The organism is Rhizobium sp. 05N430, assembly GCF_056396985.1.
The window spans coordinates 1-15,582 of sequence record NZ_JBFTMO010000033.1 but is presented as its reverse complement, the minus strand read 5'-3'; the positions used below and the strand labels follow the sequence as shown (position 1 = coordinate 15,582).

The window sequence follows — 15,582 nt, the reverse complement described above, 5'->3', positions numbered from 1 at the left end:
ATCCACAACCGAGTTACACACATTTAGCCTCCTAGAAAGGCATTACGATATCTCGGCGGGCGTTCGTGTCACGGACGCTAATTTCTAAGGGGATAGATGAGATGCTCACCACCAATAGTTTTTCAACAGTATCGTCCGATATCGGACATTTATTTTGCTAGAGCGGGAACATCGTCTCGCACAGACAGTTCGTACCCGTCTGGCCCTCAATATTCCTGTATCGCGGGGTCTTTCACCAGGGGCCTGCCTGAACCCTGAGCAGGCTCCTCTTTATCTCCGCGAGGTTGGCCTGTGCGCTACCATTTCCACATCCTGCACCTCGACCACACAATTGAAGACGAAGACGGCAGAGAATTCACCACATTTCTTGAAGCGCGCAATGCCGCCGAGAATAGTCTCCATGGGCTCTTGGTCGATGCGCTTGGCACTGCGCGTCGCTGGACGATCAGCGGTATCCAGATATGCGCGGACCGCAGCGAGGTGGGCGTTGTACGGGTCGATGCTGTGATTGCAAAACTGTTTCGCGATAGATGATCAAGCACAACGGCCAAGTGGATCTCACCTTGATCGCCGATTCAAATGAGTTGTTGCGTTCGCAGTGCACAAGCCTAGGGTAGTTCGGTCGGCAGCCACGTAATCGGGCACTGCCGCTTGAGAGCGCAGTGCTCCCGCCCCAACTTGGGGAGAAGGACAATGCTCCTTACTGATCGGCTAGATCACAACGGCAGATTTTCCTCCTATGATCTCGATCGCTTGAAACTCGAGTTCGAAAATTGGGAGATCCGGGCCTCTGAGTCAGCTCGGCAACAGCTCAGCGCAGACGGCTGGATGTTGATGTTTTGCGCGCTTGACACGTTTTCTCACCTCGACACCGGCACCTCGCCGGCGCACACATTCATGCAGACTTCAGCTAAGCGGGTACCGGCGGTGTCTCTTGTTTGGTCGCGCGGGGCGCAACGACGTTGCGAACGACCGAATTGGTTTGAATGAACATGAAGTGCGTTCGGTACAAACTAAGAAATCTGAGATTTGCGGAGGGCAAAGCCGCGAAAGTGGATGAGTGGCTAACCAAACAGAAAGTGATTGTTGCCAAGTCGCGCGGCAACGGCAAACCCGTTGACCTGGACAAAGAGTTGCTGCTGCGGCTCTACGACCTCAAGCGCCGCACCATCGATCGCTTGAAGCGAATCGAAGCGGCGCTAGACGCCAAGTCATAACGCCAGGGCAACACTGAGGCGCAACCTAACCAAGAGCGGGAGGTTATTATGGACCTGCGACGAATGACCGAAGACGCGTGTATATCATTTCTCGAAAGGCACACCTTTGGACATCTCGGATGTCTGGGGGAAGACTACCCATATGTGATCCCCGTTCACTACGCATATGATGCCAACAAGGTTTTTATGTTCTCGATGGCGGGGAGGAAAATCGAATACCTGCGGCGCAGACCGCTTGCGAGCCTGCAAGTTGAAGAATTGGCGAATGACAGAAATTGGACAAGCGTGCTTGTTCAAGGCCACTTCGATGAACTGCCGGACACGCCCGAGCGGCGCAATGAACGTATTCATGCGTGGGCCTTATTGCAGAAACGCCCATTCTGGTGGGAGCCCGGGACCTTCGAACTAAGCGCGGGAAGAGAAACGGCTAGCGGCGGTCCGATCTTCTTTAGCTTGTCGCTCGACGTGGTGTCCGGACGCCAGTCGAACGCGGCACCTGGGAGTGGGCGATAGCAGCGTTTTCAACCCTGCGTAAGCCGCGCGAAGCCTCCATTAATTTGAACGCTGGACAGGGTAGTCCTTCAAACATGGCCGCGGTTGGAAACGTGCCATCGGAAGTCTGGCTTCCATGGCTTGTCTTATGCTGGTTCAATCTCGGGCGTTTACTCCCGGCACTTCAGGCCAGTGCGCGCAACCGTACCGACGCCAATGAAAATTCCCCGCCTTGATCTTGAGCCTGTCGATATGACCGTGGAAAGGAACATATCGCGTGGAGCGAAAACCGGCTTCATAGTATCTTGCGGATCCGGACCGTCACCATGGACGAACTGGTCACCGCGGCCGGCCGGCAATCTGAACGCCTCATTGCGATCCGCCAGGACGACCAGATCATTCTTTAAAAGGCGTACAGAAGCAGGAAACGTAAGTTCAAACCGAAAAGCCGCCGTGTCAAACGGCGGCTCTCTTTCGACGGCGGATTCGCATCTGCAGTCCTTTCGTTTCAAGTTGCGATGGACGCTTGTCCGTGCCGCGACCGGGTGCCGGTTACCAGTGGGATTGACCAGCAACCGCTACGACAGCAACAAGACCAGCCAACGGCGAGGGTTCTTGCGAGAGGACGTCATAAGCGCAGGGTGCAGCAAAGATGATAGCCGCCAATGTGCCCAACAGGATATGTTTCATCAAGATCTCCTGGGTGTGCTCAAACGACTGTCAGAGCAACGTTGATGTTGCCGCGTGTTGCCTTGGAATAGGGGCAGGTCTGATGAGCTTCGTCGACGATCAACCGAGCGAGCTCCGGGTCCAGACCCGGCAGGCTGATATTGAGGCGGGCCTGCAGAAAATAAGCATCGCCCGTCATGCCGAGATCGACTTCCGCATCAACGGCGGTATCGGTGGGAAGACGGAGCTTGCGCTTGCCGGCGGCAAGGCCCATCGCGCCGATGAAGCAGGCTGACCATCCGGCTGCGAAGAGCTGTTCGGGATTGGTGCCCGCATGGACGCTGCCCGGAGGAGACAGCTTCACGACGAGCTGCTCATCGCTGCTGCGGGCTGAGCCATCGCGGCCGCCGGTGGTGCGGGTTTTGCCGGTATAGAGAACATTTTCAATCGTGATCATGGGAACACTCCTTGGTTTGATACCGCGATCTGCGACATCTGGTGACGGAGTGGTTTTGACCCTTTGACGTATCCCCTATGTTTCTAAAATCGGCCGAACTGTATCAAAGCGTACCGTCGGCAGATCTCGATACTTCGCATACAAAGCAGGAAGAAAATCAGTTGGCCCGAATGTTGACCTCGGCTGCCAAGCCTCCGCCGTCACGATTGTATATCCGGACGGAACCGCCGATTGCAGCCGCCAGCTGCTGGGCGATGGCCAAGCCGAGCCCTGTGCCGCCAGTCTCGCGATTGCGGGACTGCTCCAGCCGGAAAAACGGCTGCATGGCAGCTTCCAGCATGGCATCCGGAATACCGGGACCACGATCCATCACCGTGATGGCAATCTCACCCTCTTTCTTCCGCTCGACGCTGATTTCGGCGCTACCTGCAAATTTCAACGCATTGTCGATAAAGTTCGTGAGAATGCGGCGAAGGGCATGCGGTTTGGTCGATGCAATGCCCTGCACGAGACCGGCAACGCTGACGGCCTTGTCCATGTCCTGATAGTCGTAGGCGATGCTGTCGATAAAGGACGAGAGATCGATGCGCGAAAATTTCTCGCCATTGCCATGCGCACTGCGGGCGTAGGCGATCCCATCCTGCACGAGCCGCTCGATTTCACCCAGATCACGGACCAGTTTGTCCCTCTCGGGGGAATCGTCGGCCATGTCGGCGCGCAGTCGCATCCGCGTGATCGGCGTCTGCAGGTCGTGCGATATCGCCGCAAGGATCTGCACCCGCTCTTCGAGGTAGTGGGAAATCCTTTCACGCATGGCGTTGAAAGCGCGTGCCGCATGCGCCACTTCACACGGACCCCGCTCGCTGAGCGGTGGTCCCTTCTTGTTGGGATCAAGCGCGTCGGCGGCGGCCGCGAGCGCAGCCAGCGGGCGGATCGCCTGACGCACGGCGACCCATGTGCAAAGCACCAGGAGCACCATCTGGATGGCAAGGACATATGGCAACCATGCCGCGAGTGGCATCGGAGGCCGCGGCGTAATATCGATCGTCAAAGGACTTCCGTCGCTCAGTGTCAGATGCGCCTGCAGGCGGCTGATATCGCCGGGGATGGATTCCATGCGGATCGGATAGGTGCCGCCGATCGCCTCCTGGATTCGACCGCCGATTTCCTTACCCTTGCTAGAATTGTCCGGCACGCCCTGTAGTCCCGGCCCAAGCTCAAAACGATAGTTGCCGCGGCTTAGTCGGTCGAGCAGGTCGGCGCGCTGATCCGCCGGCAGGCGGTCGAGAACAGCAATTGAGGTTGCGACGTCGCTTTCCAGTGTGCCAAGCATGACGGCCTTGGCCGACATGGAACGCTCGACGAACAGGACCGTGAACGACAGGCCATAGGCAACAGCCAGGCCCAGCAACAAAATAACGAAAAGCCGAGCCCGCAGGGTGCTCGGCCAAAATCCGGAGCGAATAGCAACAGCTGCGCTCATGATCTGGCCTCTTCTATCGCCACCGGAACAGCAAAGACATAACCTTCGCTGCGCACCGTCTTGATATAGGTCGGCTCACGCGCATCATCCCCCAGCCGCTGGCGAACGCGGCTAACAAGCAGATCGATCGAGCGGTCGAAGAGTTCGGCATCGCGGCCTTGGGTCAGGTTTAACAGCTGATCGCGGTTAAGCACCCGTTGCGGATGATCGATGAAGACGCGCAGTAGCCGGTATTCGGCGCCACTCAACGCAATCTCGGTCCCGTCCTTGTCGAGAAGGTGCCTGCCGATCGTGTCGAGGCGCCAGTCGCCGAAACGGAGCCACTGTCCGGCCTCCGAAATCTGCAGGTTCGGCGGCAGCGCACGGGTGCGGCGCAGCACAGCTTTAATGCGCGCCAGAAGTTCGCGCGCCGCAAACGGTTTCGGCAGATAGTCGTCGGCGCCCATTTCGAGACCGATGATCCTGTCCATTTCGTCGCTACGAGCCGTCAGCATCAAGATCGGCGTCGCCTTGTGCTTGCCGGCGCGCAACTCGCGGCAAAGCACGAGCCCGTCATCGCCTGGCATCATGACATCGAGCACTATCAGATCGACCGTGTTGCCTTCCAGAAAACTGCGCATCTGGCGTCCATCGGCCGCGACGGACGTACGAAGTCCGCTTTTCGTCAGATAGCTCGAAACCAACTCGCGGATTTCACGATCGTCATCAACGATCAGGATGTGGTCGATATGCTCCATGTTCGAACTTCCGGATCCTTCTATCGGTCAGGCGAATGGCAGACTCGCCGCTTTCTCTTTTGACTCTGAATCGGCAGCCGCGAAACAGACAATTCTGTTCACGGCTGTCAGGACAGGTTTTAGAAACGATCGACGTCCAGAATGGCCTGGGCAAAGGCCTGTGGTGCTTCTTGCGGCAGATTGTGGCCGATGCCGCCCGATATGGTGCGATGCTCGTATCTACCGGTGAACTTTTTGGCGTATGCCGCAGGGTCCGGATGCGGCGCGCCGTTGGCGTCGCCCTCCATGGTGATCGTCGGTACGGTGATGACCGGGAAAGCAGCAAGTTTCTTTTCGAGTTCATCATACTTCCGCTCGCCATCGACGAGGCCAAGCCGCCAGCGGTAGTTGTGGATGGTTATGGCAACATGGTCGGGGTTTTCGAAGGCCTTGGCCGAGCGATCGAAGGTCGCGTCGTCGAAATCCCACTGCGGCGAGGCGAGCTTCCAGATCAACTTGGCAAAATCGTGCGTATTCGCGGCATAACCTTCGCGGCCACGCTCGGTGGCGAAATAGAACTGATACCACCACGACAGTTCGGCCTGCGGCGACAATGGCTTCTTGTTGGCCTCCTGGCTACCGATCAGATAGCCGCTGACAGAAACCAGCGCTTTGCAGCGCTCCGGCCAGATCGCAGCCATAATATCGGCAGTGCGCCCGCCCCAATCGTAACCGCCGATGACGGCGCGCTCGACCTTCAGCGCATCCATAAAGGCGATGATATCTGTGGCTATTGCGGCCTGCTGGCCGTTGCGCGGTGTATCGGCAGAGACGAATTCGGTCGTGCCATAACCACGCAAATAGGGGATCAGCACCCGGTAGCCGGCATCGGCGAGCACGGGAGCCACATCAACGAAACTGTAGATATCGTAGGGCCAGCCATGCAGCAGCAGCACGACCGAACCATTGGCGGGACCGACCTCGGCGTAGCCTACATTGAGCTCGCCGGCCTTGATCTGCTTCAACGCCGCGAAAGATGCATGCGAACCGGCCTTGACGGCCGGTGCGGCTGCCTTGGCGGCAGCAGCGCTGCTCAGGCCGAATTCGACCGCTGCCATTGTCATTGCGGCAAGACCAAAGAAGTGACGGCGCTGAAGATTGATTTCGCTGGACATTGTCTCTCTCCGTTTCGAGTTAGTGACATGGAGAAAACAACCGGCATGTATCCCGAGTGTTTCCGATATCCGCTATTATTGCGTCCGGATGTAGCCTCCGGCCTGCGGGATACATTCTGATACAGTTGGCTGCCTCCTCAAACGGAATCTGCTCCATCTGCTTCAGCAGGGCTGCAGACAGGCGCTCTTCCTACACTTCGGTACATATTGCCTCCGAACCGGACACATCCGGGATACATCGCCTCGATCAGATTGGCGCAGTTGCTGGTCGGGCCACATCGCCGTCCAGTGCCCGATCACCCGGTTTCAAAGGAAACGATGATGACACTTCTTATCATTGCCTACCTCGGAGGGGTGCTGACCATATTCAGTCCCTGTATCCTCCCCATCCTGCCTTTCGTCTTTGCCCGCGCCGGGCAGCCTTTCGTGCGCAGTACGCTGCCGATGCTGATCGGTATGGCCACCACCTTTGCGTTTGTGGCGACCCTTGCAGCCGTCGGCGGAAGCTGGGCAATCAATGCCAATGAATATGGTCGCCTCGCCGCGCTCATCCTGCTTGCGATCTTAGGCTTAAGCCTGATTTCGCCGCGTATCGCCAGCTTGATGACCCAACCGGTCGTCGGTTTTGGCAACCGCCTGCTAAACGCTTCCGGCAAGCCCGGTGCTGCGCCGACCGCCGCAAGCGCGCTGATCCTCGGCGTCGCGACCGGGCTTCTCTGGGCGCCTTGCGCTGGCCCGATTCTCGGTCTCGTGCTGACTGGTGCTGCCCTCCAGGGCGCCAATCTGCAGACAAGTATCCTGCTGCTCGCCTACGCAACCGGCGCCGCCACTTCGCTGGCAATCGCGCTTTCCGTCGGTGGAAAAATCTTTGCCGGATTGAAGAAATCGCTCGTTGTCAGCGAACGGATACGCCAGGGCCTGGGCGCCGCCGTCATCGCCGGTGTCGCCGTCATCGCACTTGGCCTCGACACGGGGCTGCTTTCGCGGCTCTCCTATGCCAGCAACGCGTCTTTTGAACAAGCGGTCCTGGACAGGCTGAATGTTGAGCCGACCGATGGCATTCCGCCGGAGGTTGCGAGCAACGACAAGTCGATCGGTCTTACCGATGCGACCAAACCGTTCCGCAGTGACTTGCCTGTTGAAGGCCCCGCACCCTCACTGGATGGCGCCGTCGAATGGCTGAACTCGCCGCCGCTCACGACGGAGCAGCTTCGCGGCAAGGTCGTGCTCGTCGATTTCTGGACCTATTCCTGCATCAACTGCATCCGCACCACGCCGTACGTTCGGGCCTGGGCCGACAAGTACAAGGACCAGGGTCTGGTCGTCATCGGTGTGCATGCACCGGAATTCGCCTTCGAGAAGAAGATCGACAACGTCAAAAAGGCTGTCGGTGATTTCCAGATCAACTATCCGGTCGCAATCGACAACGACTACAGAATCTGGCGCGCATTCGCCAACAGCTATTGGCCGGCTCACTACCTGATCGATGCCAAGGGCCAGATCCGGTACCATCACTTCGGCGAAGGCAATTACGGCCCGACCGAACAGGCAATCCAGGGCCTGCTGCACGAGGCTGGCAGTGAAATGGCCGAAAGCGCGCCGGTTGCACCTGACGCAAAAGGTGTGGAGGCCAGTGCGGACCTGAAACATGTCCGCTCGGGTGAAACCTACATCGGTTATCAACAGGCCACCAGCTTTGCCTCGAACGAGAGCATGCGTGCGGATGCCAGCAGGGACTATTCGGTCACCGAACCAGGTCTCAACCAGTGGGGCCTTTCCGGTAAATGGACCGTCGGCGCCGAAGAGGCGACCCTCGATCGGGCGGGCGGCAGTATCACCTATCATTTCAGCGCCCGCGACCTGCACCTCGTGCTCGGCCCAGGGGCAGATGGAAAGCCGGTCCGATTTCGAGTGACGGTCGACGGCAAGGCGCCCGAAGCCAACCGCGGCAGCGATATCGATGCGGATGGAAATGGCACGGTAACCACGACGAAGCTCTACCAACTGGTGCGCCAGACCGGCGAAGTGGACGCGCGCACCTTCGAGATCCGCTTCCTCGACCCCGGCGTCCAAGCCTACGCCTTCACCTTCGGTTGAATCCCTCACCTAACCTAAAAAGACAGGAGCACCACCATGAAACGCAACTATCTCTCCACCCTCGCCCTTGCTTTCGTCACCAGCGCCATTGCCTTTGTGGCCCAAGCGGCCGAAGTGAAGAACATCGTCATCGTCCACGGCGCTCTCGCCGATGGTTCTGGCTGGCGCCAAGCAACCGAAATCCTCGAAAGGCGCGGCTTCAATGTCACGATCGTGCAGGAGCCGATCACTTCGCTCGCCGACGATGTCGCCGCAACCAACCGGGTCCTCGACCTCCAAGACGGCCCGACACTGCTCGTCGGCCACAGCTATGGCGGTATGGTCATCACCGAAGCCGGCAACAGCCCTCATGTCGCGGGTCTCGTCTATATCGCGGCCTTCCAGCCGGACAGGGGCGAAAGCCTTATCAGTCTCGCGAGCTCCAAGCCGGCCGGCGGTATGAATATCCGCGAGACGAAGGACGGCAAATATCTCTTTCTCGATCCAGCCGCCTTCGCCAACGACTTCGCTGCCGACCTGCCGAAGGACGAGGCCGCCTTCCTGGCAAAATCACAGGTCTTCGCATCCAGGGACGCCTTCTCCGCAAAGGTCGGCGATCCCGCATGGAAGACCAAGAAAAGCTGGACGGTTGTCGCCACCCAAGACCGCTCGATCAATCCTGATCTCGAACGGGACATGGCAAAGCGCGCCGGAAGCCATGTGACGGAGATCCAGGCAAGCCATGCCGTGTTCGCATCGCAGCCTGAAAAGGTTGCCGAGGTTATCGAAGCCGCGGCGCGGCAGATTGGCGGCCAATGAGCAACAGCACTCGCGACATCCTCAACCTTCAACATAATTAAAAAGGAGATAGCCATGAAAAAATCACCTGCAACGGTCGCCGTCCTATTGTTCGCAATCATTGGAGCGGCATCATCGCCTGCGTTCGCCGTAGAGCCCTTGCGACGCACCGATCTTATTAAAAACGACATCGATGTGCCTGGCCACGAGGTCGTGCAGGTTCGTGTCGATTTCTCGCCCGGGGTGTTGGCCGCCAGGCATTCCCATCCCGGTGAAGAAATTGCTTTTGTGATTGAAGGAACTCTCGAATACACATTAGACGGGCGCGCGCCGGTCATCCTCTCTGCCGGTCAGTCGCTATTCATCCCGACCGGCGTTGTACATTCAGCTCGAAACGTCGGCACCGGCAAAGCATCAGAGCTCGCAACCTATATTGTGGAAGACGGAAAGACCCTTGTGGTTCAGTCAAAGTGAGAAGCTGCGCCGAATGCGCGGGAGCTTTGGCTTCCCGCGCATTCGACGAGATGCGTTGGCTATGTCCGGCAGTTTCAGGAAGCGAACAGTCGTTCACCCACTTGCAGTACCTGTTTCTGCGACAAAAGCGAATATCGGGTATGCCGACATTCACTCGTACGCGTAATCGCACCAATCTCCACGACTTGCTGAAGGTCACTTGTCGCTAAGCGCGGCCTGGTCTAACGGTCAGACGGGGCGCGGGCTTTTCGGCATTTCGTTGGGAATACGCCCCATGGCGACTCCTCTGATGGCCTGAAGAGATCGCGAAGTCTTTGGATCAATTAGATCCGGGCGCCACCCGTGGCATCAATGATCTGCCCGGTCGTCCAGCGGGCATCGTTCGATGCAAGGAAAGCGATCACATCTGCAATGTCGTCAGGACGGCCGACACGCGAGAAGACCGACAGTGCCTCGGCGCCGGCGCGGGCATCCGGCGACGCCAGCCATTCGGCATTCATGTCCGTTTCGGTAACCCCTGGCATGACCGCATTGACGGTGATCCCGCGGACCGCGAAGTCGGGCGCCAGTGCGAGCGTCAGGGTCTCCAGCGCGCCTTTGGAAGCAGCATAGGCCGGGTGGGTGGGTGCTGCGATCCGGGTGAACCCTGTGGAGACGTTGATGATGCGGCCATTGTTGCGAATATGATCGGCTACCGCCTGGATCAGGAAGAATGGCGCCTTGTAGTTGATAGTCATCACCTCGTCGAAGACAACCTCGCTAGTCTGTTTCAACGGGACCGCAGGCGCAATGCCCGCATTGTTGACTAGAATATCGAGCCCGACCGATCCCGTTTGCGCACGCGCCGCGTCGCTGAACTGTGTCCAGAGGCTGTCGGCCGCCTCCTTGCCCTGGAGCAGATCAGCCTTTACCGCGACGGCCTTGACGCCCAGTTCCTCGATTTCCCGCACGGTGGCTTTGGCCGCATCCGGATTGGCGGTGTAGTGCACACCGATCAGCGCGGCACCTTCCTTTGCAAAAGCGAGCGCGACCGCCCGTCCGATCCCCCGTGAGCTTCCGGTGATAAGCGCAATCTTGTCTGCGAGTTTCCTGGACATGATCTACTCCGTTGCCAATTAAAATAGTGATCGCTATATTAAGGGTGGAAACATATCTGTCAACAATTAAATAGGGACCACTATTTTAATGGAGCCGGTTCGTAAACGAGGAAGGCCCCGCGTGCTCGATCGCGACACCGGGCTCGACATCGCGGCACGCCTGTTCTGGGAACGAGGCTACGAAGGGACGTCGACCGCCGACCTGACCAAAGCAATGGGGATCAACCCGCCGACGCTCTATTCAACCTTCGGTTCGAAAGAGGAATTGTATCGACAGGCGCTGGATTTCAGCATCGCCCGCGAAAGCGGTTGCCGAGGGGAAATCCTGGCATCCGCCCTGCCCGCTTATGAGGCACTCGGTCGCTACCTTTACAATATTGCCGATGGCGATACCCAGCCGGACAAGCCCGCGGGCTGCATGGTCTCCACCGCAGTTCTGCAGCATGCGGAAGAAAATGCCTCGGTCGCTCGAATGACGGCAGCCCTTCGAGAGGCATCGATGCAGGTTCTAAAAGCCCGCTTCGATCGCGCCGTCAGCGAGGGCGAACTGCCAGCCGGGACTGATACCGACACGCTGGCACGCTTCTATGGAGCGATCATTCAGGGCATGTCGGCCCAAGCCTGCGATGGTGCTTGCAACGCGCTTCTGAAACGGCTGATCGACGTCGCCCTGACAGCCTGGCCCGGGAAACGCACGACCGTCACCGGAAGCTTGGATTGAAGACCCGTCAGCCACTTATTGTCACCGCGAGGATAGCCGAGAGGGATATCGAGCCGTTCGATCGCCTTCGGCAGAGGCATTTTCCCCCGGACCGCAATGTTCTCGGCGCGCATCTGACAGTGTTTCACAGGCTGCCAGGCGAGTATCGTGACAGGATCTGTAAAACGCTTACTAACGTTGCGGCACAGGCGAGAGTAACGACAGCAACGGTCAGCAGCCTCCGACACCTCGGCGCAGGCGTCGCCTTCATCGTCACATGCCCAGAGTTGGAGGACATCCGAGCAGGACTGAAGGCCGAGTTCGTCGCGTGGCTGGGCTCGCAGGACGTTCAGACCTGGCGGCCGCATATCACAATCCAGAATAAGGCGCCGAGAGCAACCGCCGACGCGCTCTATCGCGACCTGACCACGAGCTTAGAACCCCACACCATTGAAATCCTCGGCCTCGATCTGTGGAACTATCTTGGGGGGCCGTGGGAGCATTTGAAATTTTTGCCTTTCGACACGCGGCCTTTGGGATGAGGGCAAAACGGAATATTGCCAATCATGCCCGGAACCGGGCGAAAAACTCTTAAATGTCAGGTGGGCGAATGGCTCTCCGGCTTCAGTCAACGCGACCGGAATCACTGGTCCCTCGGGCATGTGGGCATCACGGAAGCGATCGCGTCAACCGAGTGGCTCAAGTGTTCTAAGCTCCTCTTGAAGGATGTGAACCTTCAACCCGTGCTTCCTTGACAAAACTTGGGTGGGGGTTAGGTTCGAAACGCTCGAAATCCCGAGTTATTTGAGACACGCTAGACAGGGTAACCAGAGGGAACCATGTCAGTCGTTGTCCGCAACAACGTACATATCCAAGGTAACGGCACGCGGACGATTGTCTTCGCCCACGGGTTCGGATGCGATCAGAACATGTGGAGGTTCGTTGCCCCCGCGTTCGAGTTTGGCTTCAAGACCCTACTTTTCGATCATGTCGGGGCGGGTCACTCAGATCTCTCCGCCTACGATCCGGCAAAGTATTCGAGTTTGTCCGGTTACGCTGATGACGTCGTCGAGATCGGCCGGGAGATAGGACTTTCCAACGCGGTATTCGTCGGCCATTCCGTGAGCGCGATGATCGGCGTGCTTGCGTCGCTGAAAGCGCCTGACCTTTTCGAGAGCCTCATCCTTGTGGGCCCATCCCCGCGGTACATCGACGACGCCGAATACGTTGGTGGCTTTGGACCTGCGGAGATCGAAGAGCTATTGGAATTTCTGGATGACAATCACATGGGATGGTCCGAGGCAATGGCGCCTGCGATCATGGGCAACCCAGACCGACCAGAGTTGGGCGAGGAACTGACGAACAGCTTCTGTCGAACCGATCCGGAGATCGCCAAGGCGTTTGCCCGCGTCACCTTCACTTCCGACAATCGCGCCGACCTTCCGAATGTAACGGCCCGGACAATCGTACTTCAAAGCCGCGATGACATCATCGCTTCCGAAGGCGTCGGTCGTTATGTGTATGAACACGTACCGGGCAGCCAGATTGTTCTTTTGGACGCAACTGGACACTGCCCAAACCTGAGCGCGCCTCGCGAAGTGATCGCCGCGATCCGTGACTTCCTTTGAGAACCTTGATGGATTCTGACCGCGACACGCAGACGGAAGATCTGGAAGACCTCTACGAAAACGCGCCCTGCGGGTATCTCTCGCTCGGGCCGGATGGCCTTATCATCAAGTCCAACAAGACGTTATCGAGGTGGTTGGGTATTCCGGCGCAAGATCTCCTCGGAAAACGCATGCGCGACCTGCTGAACACAGCCGGCCGCATATTCTACGAAACCCACTTTGCGCCACTTCTTCGACTGCAGGGTCATTTCGACGAGGTCGCGCTCGATCTCAAACTGCAGGATGGGAGCAGGTTTCCCGTCATCGCAAACGCAACGGAAAAGCGCAACGCCGACAACGAGCTTCTCTTTACCCGTGTGATGCTCTTTCGGGCAACCGAACGGAGGCGCTACGAACGCCAGCTCGTCGATGCCCGTGCGGCGGCCGATGCCGCGGGCGCAGAAATGCAGATAGAACTCGATATTGAGCACAGGAATGCCGAACTCAGAGAACAGTTTATTGCCGTTCTAGGCCACGACCTTCGAAATCCGCTCGCATCGATCAGCGCCGCAAGTCGCCTTCTTCGAAGGGAAACGGCGACGGCAAAGGCAACCACACTACTCGACCTCATGCAGGGTAGCGTCCAGAGGATGTCCGATCTCATCGACAACGTGCTTGATTTCGCGCGGGGTCGCCTCGGAGGCGGAATAGGTCTGCAGATCAGGCCGGAAGAGCTTGCCCCGATCATTCTCCACGTTGTCGACGAACTCCGTTCCAGCGATCCTGATCGCATCATTGAGGCCGACATCAATCTCGATCAGCCTGTCGCTTGCGATGGAGGACGAATAGGCCAAATGGTATCCAACCTGGTCGGGAACTCAATCACCTATGGACAGGTTGACGCACCAATCAGGATATTCGCTGGCGTGAGCGGTGAGAACTTTCAGATCTGGGTAGCAAACCAGGGCACGCCGATTCCCAAGGACGTGCAGGCAAGCCTTTTTGAGCCATTCATCCGCGGGGAGGCTAGCGGCAATCGTCAGGGGCTGGGCCTCGGCCTTCATATCGCATCGGAAATCGCTCGCGCCCACGGTGGGAGGCTGGACGTTGCGTCTGATGCCATCGAGACCCGCTTCACCTTCACGATGCCGCTTGCGCAGATCGCCGACGACAATGTCGGCGTCCGATAGGAACTAAGACTGCTACCCGTCTGCACGGGGTTGTGGCTCGGCCGCCCGCAAACGGCCGAGTGTTGGTCAGGCTGCCTTTTCGGCGTTCTGGTTGACCACAGAGGTGGCGATCGATGTGAGCGCAAGGTCGGTGGCCTGTTCTTCGTCGAGCGTCGTCTGCAGCAGCTTGGCTGCCTCCTTCATCCCAAGCTCTAGCGCCCATGTGCGCAACGTGCCGTAGCGCGACATTTCGTAATGCTCGACTGCCTGTGCAGCGGCGAGAAGGCCGGCGTCAAGAGCTGGTGTGCCGGCATACTCCTCCATGACCTCAGAACCTTCCTTGACGATGCCCATCATGGCATCGCAGGTCTTCTGTTCCGGCTTCTTTCCGATGATCTTGAAGACCTCCTCGAGACGTTCGATATGAACCTTGGTCTCTCCCAGGTGCTTGACGAAGGCGCCCTTAAGCTGCTTGCTCTGGGCTGCCTCCTCCATCTTGGGAAGCGTGGCGACGATCTTGTGTTCGGCGAAATAGACGTCTTTCAGGGTGTCGTGAAAGAGGACGTCAAGCGTTTTGGATTCCTTGGCCATGATAGCTCCTTGGGGTTCTGTATCTCTATTGGGAATGCACCGCTTCGTCAGGGTGGCGGTCGATAAGGCTGTGATCGCGCATCGAAGGCGCCGAGCGAACATCATGCGATGGGTCGGAGAGACTTTTTTCGATCGCGACTATCACGACCGTGACGTATGAACCGACCCCGAGAGGTTAAGTTCCACGCATGACCGCACTTATCGACCTCACCCAGATTAGACTCCGTCCTTCCCGCGCCATCCAGGAGCACGCGCAGACCTTTGGCCTTCGTACATCGGAAGCCAGACGGATCCTTGCCTTTTGACATAGCCGGCCAGATTGAGGCGCCTGCAGGAGTTAAGGCGTCAAGGCGATCACAATCGCGGATGGGATGGTGGAAAAGGCCCCATGGGCTGGCTCGCAATGCAGCAGCGCCGCCAAGGACAGGAGCGGCGCACGGCTCGACGCCGGGAAATCATATCCGTTGCTCGTCCCGGCGAATGCTCCAGTGAAAGATTTCGGGCCACCACGGTCGACAACGCGACAACTCGCTGCTTGAGCATACCCTGATTGGAGGGGATAGATTGATGAGCCTCAATCGATCCGGCGCGGTCGTCATTGACGAGCGCGCAAACAGGGCTCGCTTCCCTTCATGGAGGAATCGTCGCAACGTATGTCACCTATCGTGCGGACGTGAATGCGTGAACACTGTATAGATGAACTGCCCCCACTTTCGACCGGACACTCAGCATAAGCAGGAAGGCTCAAGCACAGGCTTGAGGATAAGCTTATGTCTAACGAGTTTCGACAGGTTGATCTGATGATCGGTGACGTCCGGCGGCGACGCTGGACAACGGGACGCTGGACAACGGAGCGCAAAC

Annotated in this window: 17 protein-coding genes; 11 read left to right on the top strand and 6 right to left on the bottom strand. The window is 58.2% G+C overall.

Annotated features, from left to right (window positions below):
• Nucleotides 1-291: 291 nt before the first annotated feature.
• From AC1DJO_RS29650 to AC1DJO_RS29635, 4 genes are all read left to right on the top strand, one after another.
• Complete coding sequence (locus AC1DJO_RS29650) at nt 292-534, top strand: DUF6894 family protein (protein ID WP_112446017.1); 243 nt, start codon at nt 292-294, stop codon at nt 532-534.
• A gap of 159 nt (nt 535-693) precedes the next feature.
• Nucleotides 694-990: a hypothetical protein gene (locus AC1DJO_RS29645; protein ID WP_112386783.1), complete on the top strand. Its 297-nt coding sequence runs from the start codon at nt 694-696 to the stop codon at nt 988-990.
• The gene (locus tag AC1DJO_RS29640) at nt 987-1,217 is read left to right on the top strand and encodes a hypothetical protein (protein ID WP_112386782.1); all 231 of its coding nucleotides are present in this window, start codon (nt 987-989) and stop codon (nt 1,215-1,217) included. The genes AC1DJO_RS29645 and AC1DJO_RS29640 overlap by 4 nt, the downstream gene beginning before the upstream one ends.
• 48 nt (nt 1,218-1,265) lie before the next feature.
• Complete coding sequence (locus AC1DJO_RS29635; protein WP_112386781.1) at nt 1,266-1,730, top strand: pyridoxamine 5'-phosphate oxidase family protein; 465 nt, start codon at nt 1,266-1,268, stop codon at nt 1,728-1,730.
• A 688-nt stretch (nt 1,731-2,418) separates the two neighbouring features.
• Here the strand turns inward: AC1DJO_RS29635 and AC1DJO_RS29630 are convergent.
• From AC1DJO_RS29630 to AC1DJO_RS29615, 4 genes are all read right to left on the bottom strand, one after another.
• A complete protein-coding gene (locus tag AC1DJO_RS29630; RefSeq protein ID WP_112386780.1) occupies nt 2,419-2,835 on the bottom strand; it encodes an organic hydroperoxide resistance protein in 417 nt (138 codons plus the stop codon).
• 157 nt (nt 2,836-2,992) lie between these two features.
• On the bottom strand, nt 2,993-4,318 hold the full coding sequence (locus tag AC1DJO_RS29625; RefSeq protein WP_112386779.1) for an ATP-binding protein: 1,326 nt from the start codon (nt 4,316-4,318) through the stop codon (nt 2,993-2,995).
• Complete coding sequence (locus AC1DJO_RS29620; protein ID WP_112386778.1) at nt 4,315-5,055, bottom strand: response regulator; 741 nt, start codon at nt 5,053-5,055, stop codon at nt 4,315-4,317. Before AC1DJO_RS29620 ends, AC1DJO_RS29625 begins: the two co-directional genes overlap by 4 nt.
• Before the next feature lie 119 nt (nt 5,056-5,174).
• The gene (locus AC1DJO_RS29615) at nt 5,175-6,209 is read right to left on the bottom strand and encodes an alpha/beta fold hydrolase (RefSeq protein ID WP_112386777.1); all 1,035 of its coding nucleotides are present in this window, start codon (nt 6,207-6,209) and stop codon (nt 5,175-5,177) included.
• A 321-nt stretch (nt 6,210-6,530) separates the two neighbouring features.
• On the opposite strand from AC1DJO_RS29615, the gene AC1DJO_RS29610 reads away from it, so the two are divergent.
• Genes AC1DJO_RS29610 through AC1DJO_RS29600 form a run of 3 tightly spaced genes read left to right on the top strand, consistent with a single transcriptional unit; the run spans nt 6,531 to nt 9,557 of the window.
• The gene (locus AC1DJO_RS29610; RefSeq protein ID WP_162698909.1) at nt 6,531-8,306 is read left to right on the top strand and encodes a cytochrome c biogenesis protein DipZ; all 1,776 of its coding nucleotides are present in this window, start codon (nt 6,531-6,533) and stop codon (nt 8,304-8,306) included.
• A gap of 36 nt (nt 8,307-8,342) precedes the next feature.
• Nucleotides 8,343-9,104: an alpha/beta fold hydrolase gene (locus AC1DJO_RS29605; protein ID WP_112446016.1), complete on the top strand. Its 762-nt coding sequence runs from the start codon at nt 8,343-8,345 to the stop codon at nt 9,102-9,104.
• Nucleotides 9,105-9,158: 54 nt separating this feature from the next.
• Nucleotides 9,159-9,557, top strand: a complete 399-nt coding sequence (locus AC1DJO_RS29600) for a cupin domain-containing protein (RefSeq protein ID WP_112386774.1) — start codon at nt 9,159-9,161, stop codon at nt 9,555-9,557.
• A 323-nt stretch (nt 9,558-9,880) separates the two neighbouring features.
• Here AC1DJO_RS29600 and AC1DJO_RS29595 read toward each other — a convergent pair whose 3' ends face one another.
• Nucleotides 9,881-10,654 carry an SDR family oxidoreductase gene (locus tag AC1DJO_RS29595; RefSeq protein WP_112386773.1) on the bottom strand — a complete coding sequence of 258 codons (774 nt, stop codon included), beginning with the start codon at nt 10,652-10,654 and terminating at the stop codon, nt 9,881-9,883.
• A gap of 88 nt (nt 10,655-10,742) precedes the next feature.
• On the opposite strand from AC1DJO_RS29595, the gene AC1DJO_RS29590 reads away from it, so the two are divergent.
• The 4 genes from AC1DJO_RS29590 to AC1DJO_RS29575 all read left to right on the top strand — a co-directional run bounded on the left by AC1DJO_RS29590 (nt 10,743) and on the right by AC1DJO_RS29575 (nt 14,151).
• Complete coding sequence (locus AC1DJO_RS29590) at nt 10,743-11,375, top strand: TetR/AcrR family transcriptional regulator (protein WP_112386772.1); 633 nt, start codon at nt 10,743-10,745, stop codon at nt 11,373-11,375.
• A complete protein-coding gene (locus AC1DJO_RS29585; RefSeq protein ID WP_112386770.1) occupies nt 11,372-11,896 on the top strand; it encodes a 2'-5' RNA ligase family protein in 525 nt (174 codons plus the stop codon). The genes AC1DJO_RS29590 and AC1DJO_RS29585 overlap by 4 nt, the downstream gene beginning before the upstream one ends.
• A gap of 297 nt (nt 11,897-12,193) precedes the next feature.
• Entirely contained in the window at nt 12,194-12,982 is a 789-nt protein-coding gene (locus AC1DJO_RS29580; RefSeq protein WP_112446015.1) for an alpha/beta fold hydrolase, read from the top strand.
• 8 nt (nt 12,983-12,990) lie between these two features.
• A complete protein-coding gene (locus AC1DJO_RS29575) occupies nt 12,991-14,151 on the top strand; it encodes a PAS domain-containing sensor histidine kinase (RefSeq protein ID WP_112386767.1) in 1,161 nt (386 codons plus the stop codon).
• 66 nt (nt 14,152-14,217) lie between these two features.
• On the opposite strand, the gene AC1DJO_RS29570 is transcribed toward AC1DJO_RS29575, so the two are convergent.
• Entirely contained in the window at nt 14,218-14,721 is a 504-nt protein-coding gene (locus AC1DJO_RS29570) for a YciE/YciF ferroxidase family protein (protein WP_112386765.1), read from the bottom strand.
• Nucleotides 14,722-15,582: the final 861 nt, after the last annotated feature.

Coding starts and splice junctions, on each gene's coding strand:
- AC1DJO_RS29615 (WP_112386777.1), bottom strand. CDS start 6,209: ATGTCCAGCGAAATCAATCTTCAGCGCCGTCACTTCTTTGGTCTTGCC.
- AC1DJO_RS29595 (WP_112386773.1), bottom strand. CDS start 10,654: ATGTCCAGGAAACTCGCAGACAAGATTGCGCTTATCACCGGAAGCTCA.
- AC1DJO_RS29635 (WP_112386781.1), top strand. CDS start 1,266: ATGGACCTGCGACGAATGACCGAAGACGCGTGTATATCATTTCTCGAA.
- AC1DJO_RS29575 (WP_112386767.1), top strand. CDS start 12,991: ATGGATTCTGACCGCGACACGCAGACGGAAGATCTGGAAGACCTCTAC.
- AC1DJO_RS29570 (WP_112386765.1), bottom strand. CDS start 14,721: ATGGCCAAGGAATCCAAAACGCTTGACGTCCTCTTTCACGACACCCTG.
- AC1DJO_RS29620 (WP_112386778.1), bottom strand. CDS start 5,055: ATGGAGCATATCGACCACATCCTGATCGTTGATGACGATCGTGAAATC.
- AC1DJO_RS29610 (WP_162698909.1), top strand. CDS start 6,531: ATGACACTTCTTATCATTGCCTACCTCGGAGGGGTGCTGACCATATTC.
- AC1DJO_RS29625 (WP_112386779.1), bottom strand. CDS start 4,318: ATGAGCGCAGCTGTTGCTATTCGCTCCGGATTTTGGCCGAGCACCCTG.
- AC1DJO_RS29640 (WP_112386782.1), top strand. CDS start 987: ATGAACATGAAGTGCGTTCGGTACAAACTAAGAAATCTGAGATTTGCG.
- AC1DJO_RS29645 (WP_112386783.1), top strand. CDS start 694: ATGCTCCTTACTGATCGGCTAGATCACAACGGCAGATTTTCCTCCTAT.
- AC1DJO_RS29600 (WP_112386774.1), top strand. CDS start 9,159: ATGAAAAAATCACCTGCAACGGTCGCCGTCCTATTGTTCGCAATCATT.
- AC1DJO_RS29630 (WP_112386780.1), bottom strand. CDS start 2,835: ATGATCACGATTGAAAATGTTCTCTATACCGGCAAAACCCGCACCACC.
- AC1DJO_RS29605 (WP_112446016.1), top strand. CDS start 8,343: ATGAAACGCAACTATCTCTCCACCCTCGCCCTTGCTTTCGTCACCAGC.
- AC1DJO_RS29590 (WP_112386772.1), top strand. CDS start 10,743: ATGGAGCCGGTTCGTAAACGAGGAAGGCCCCGCGTGCTCGATCGCGAC.
- AC1DJO_RS29580 (WP_112446015.1), top strand. CDS start 12,194: ATGTCAGTCGTTGTCCGCAACAACGTACATATCCAAGGTAACGGCACG.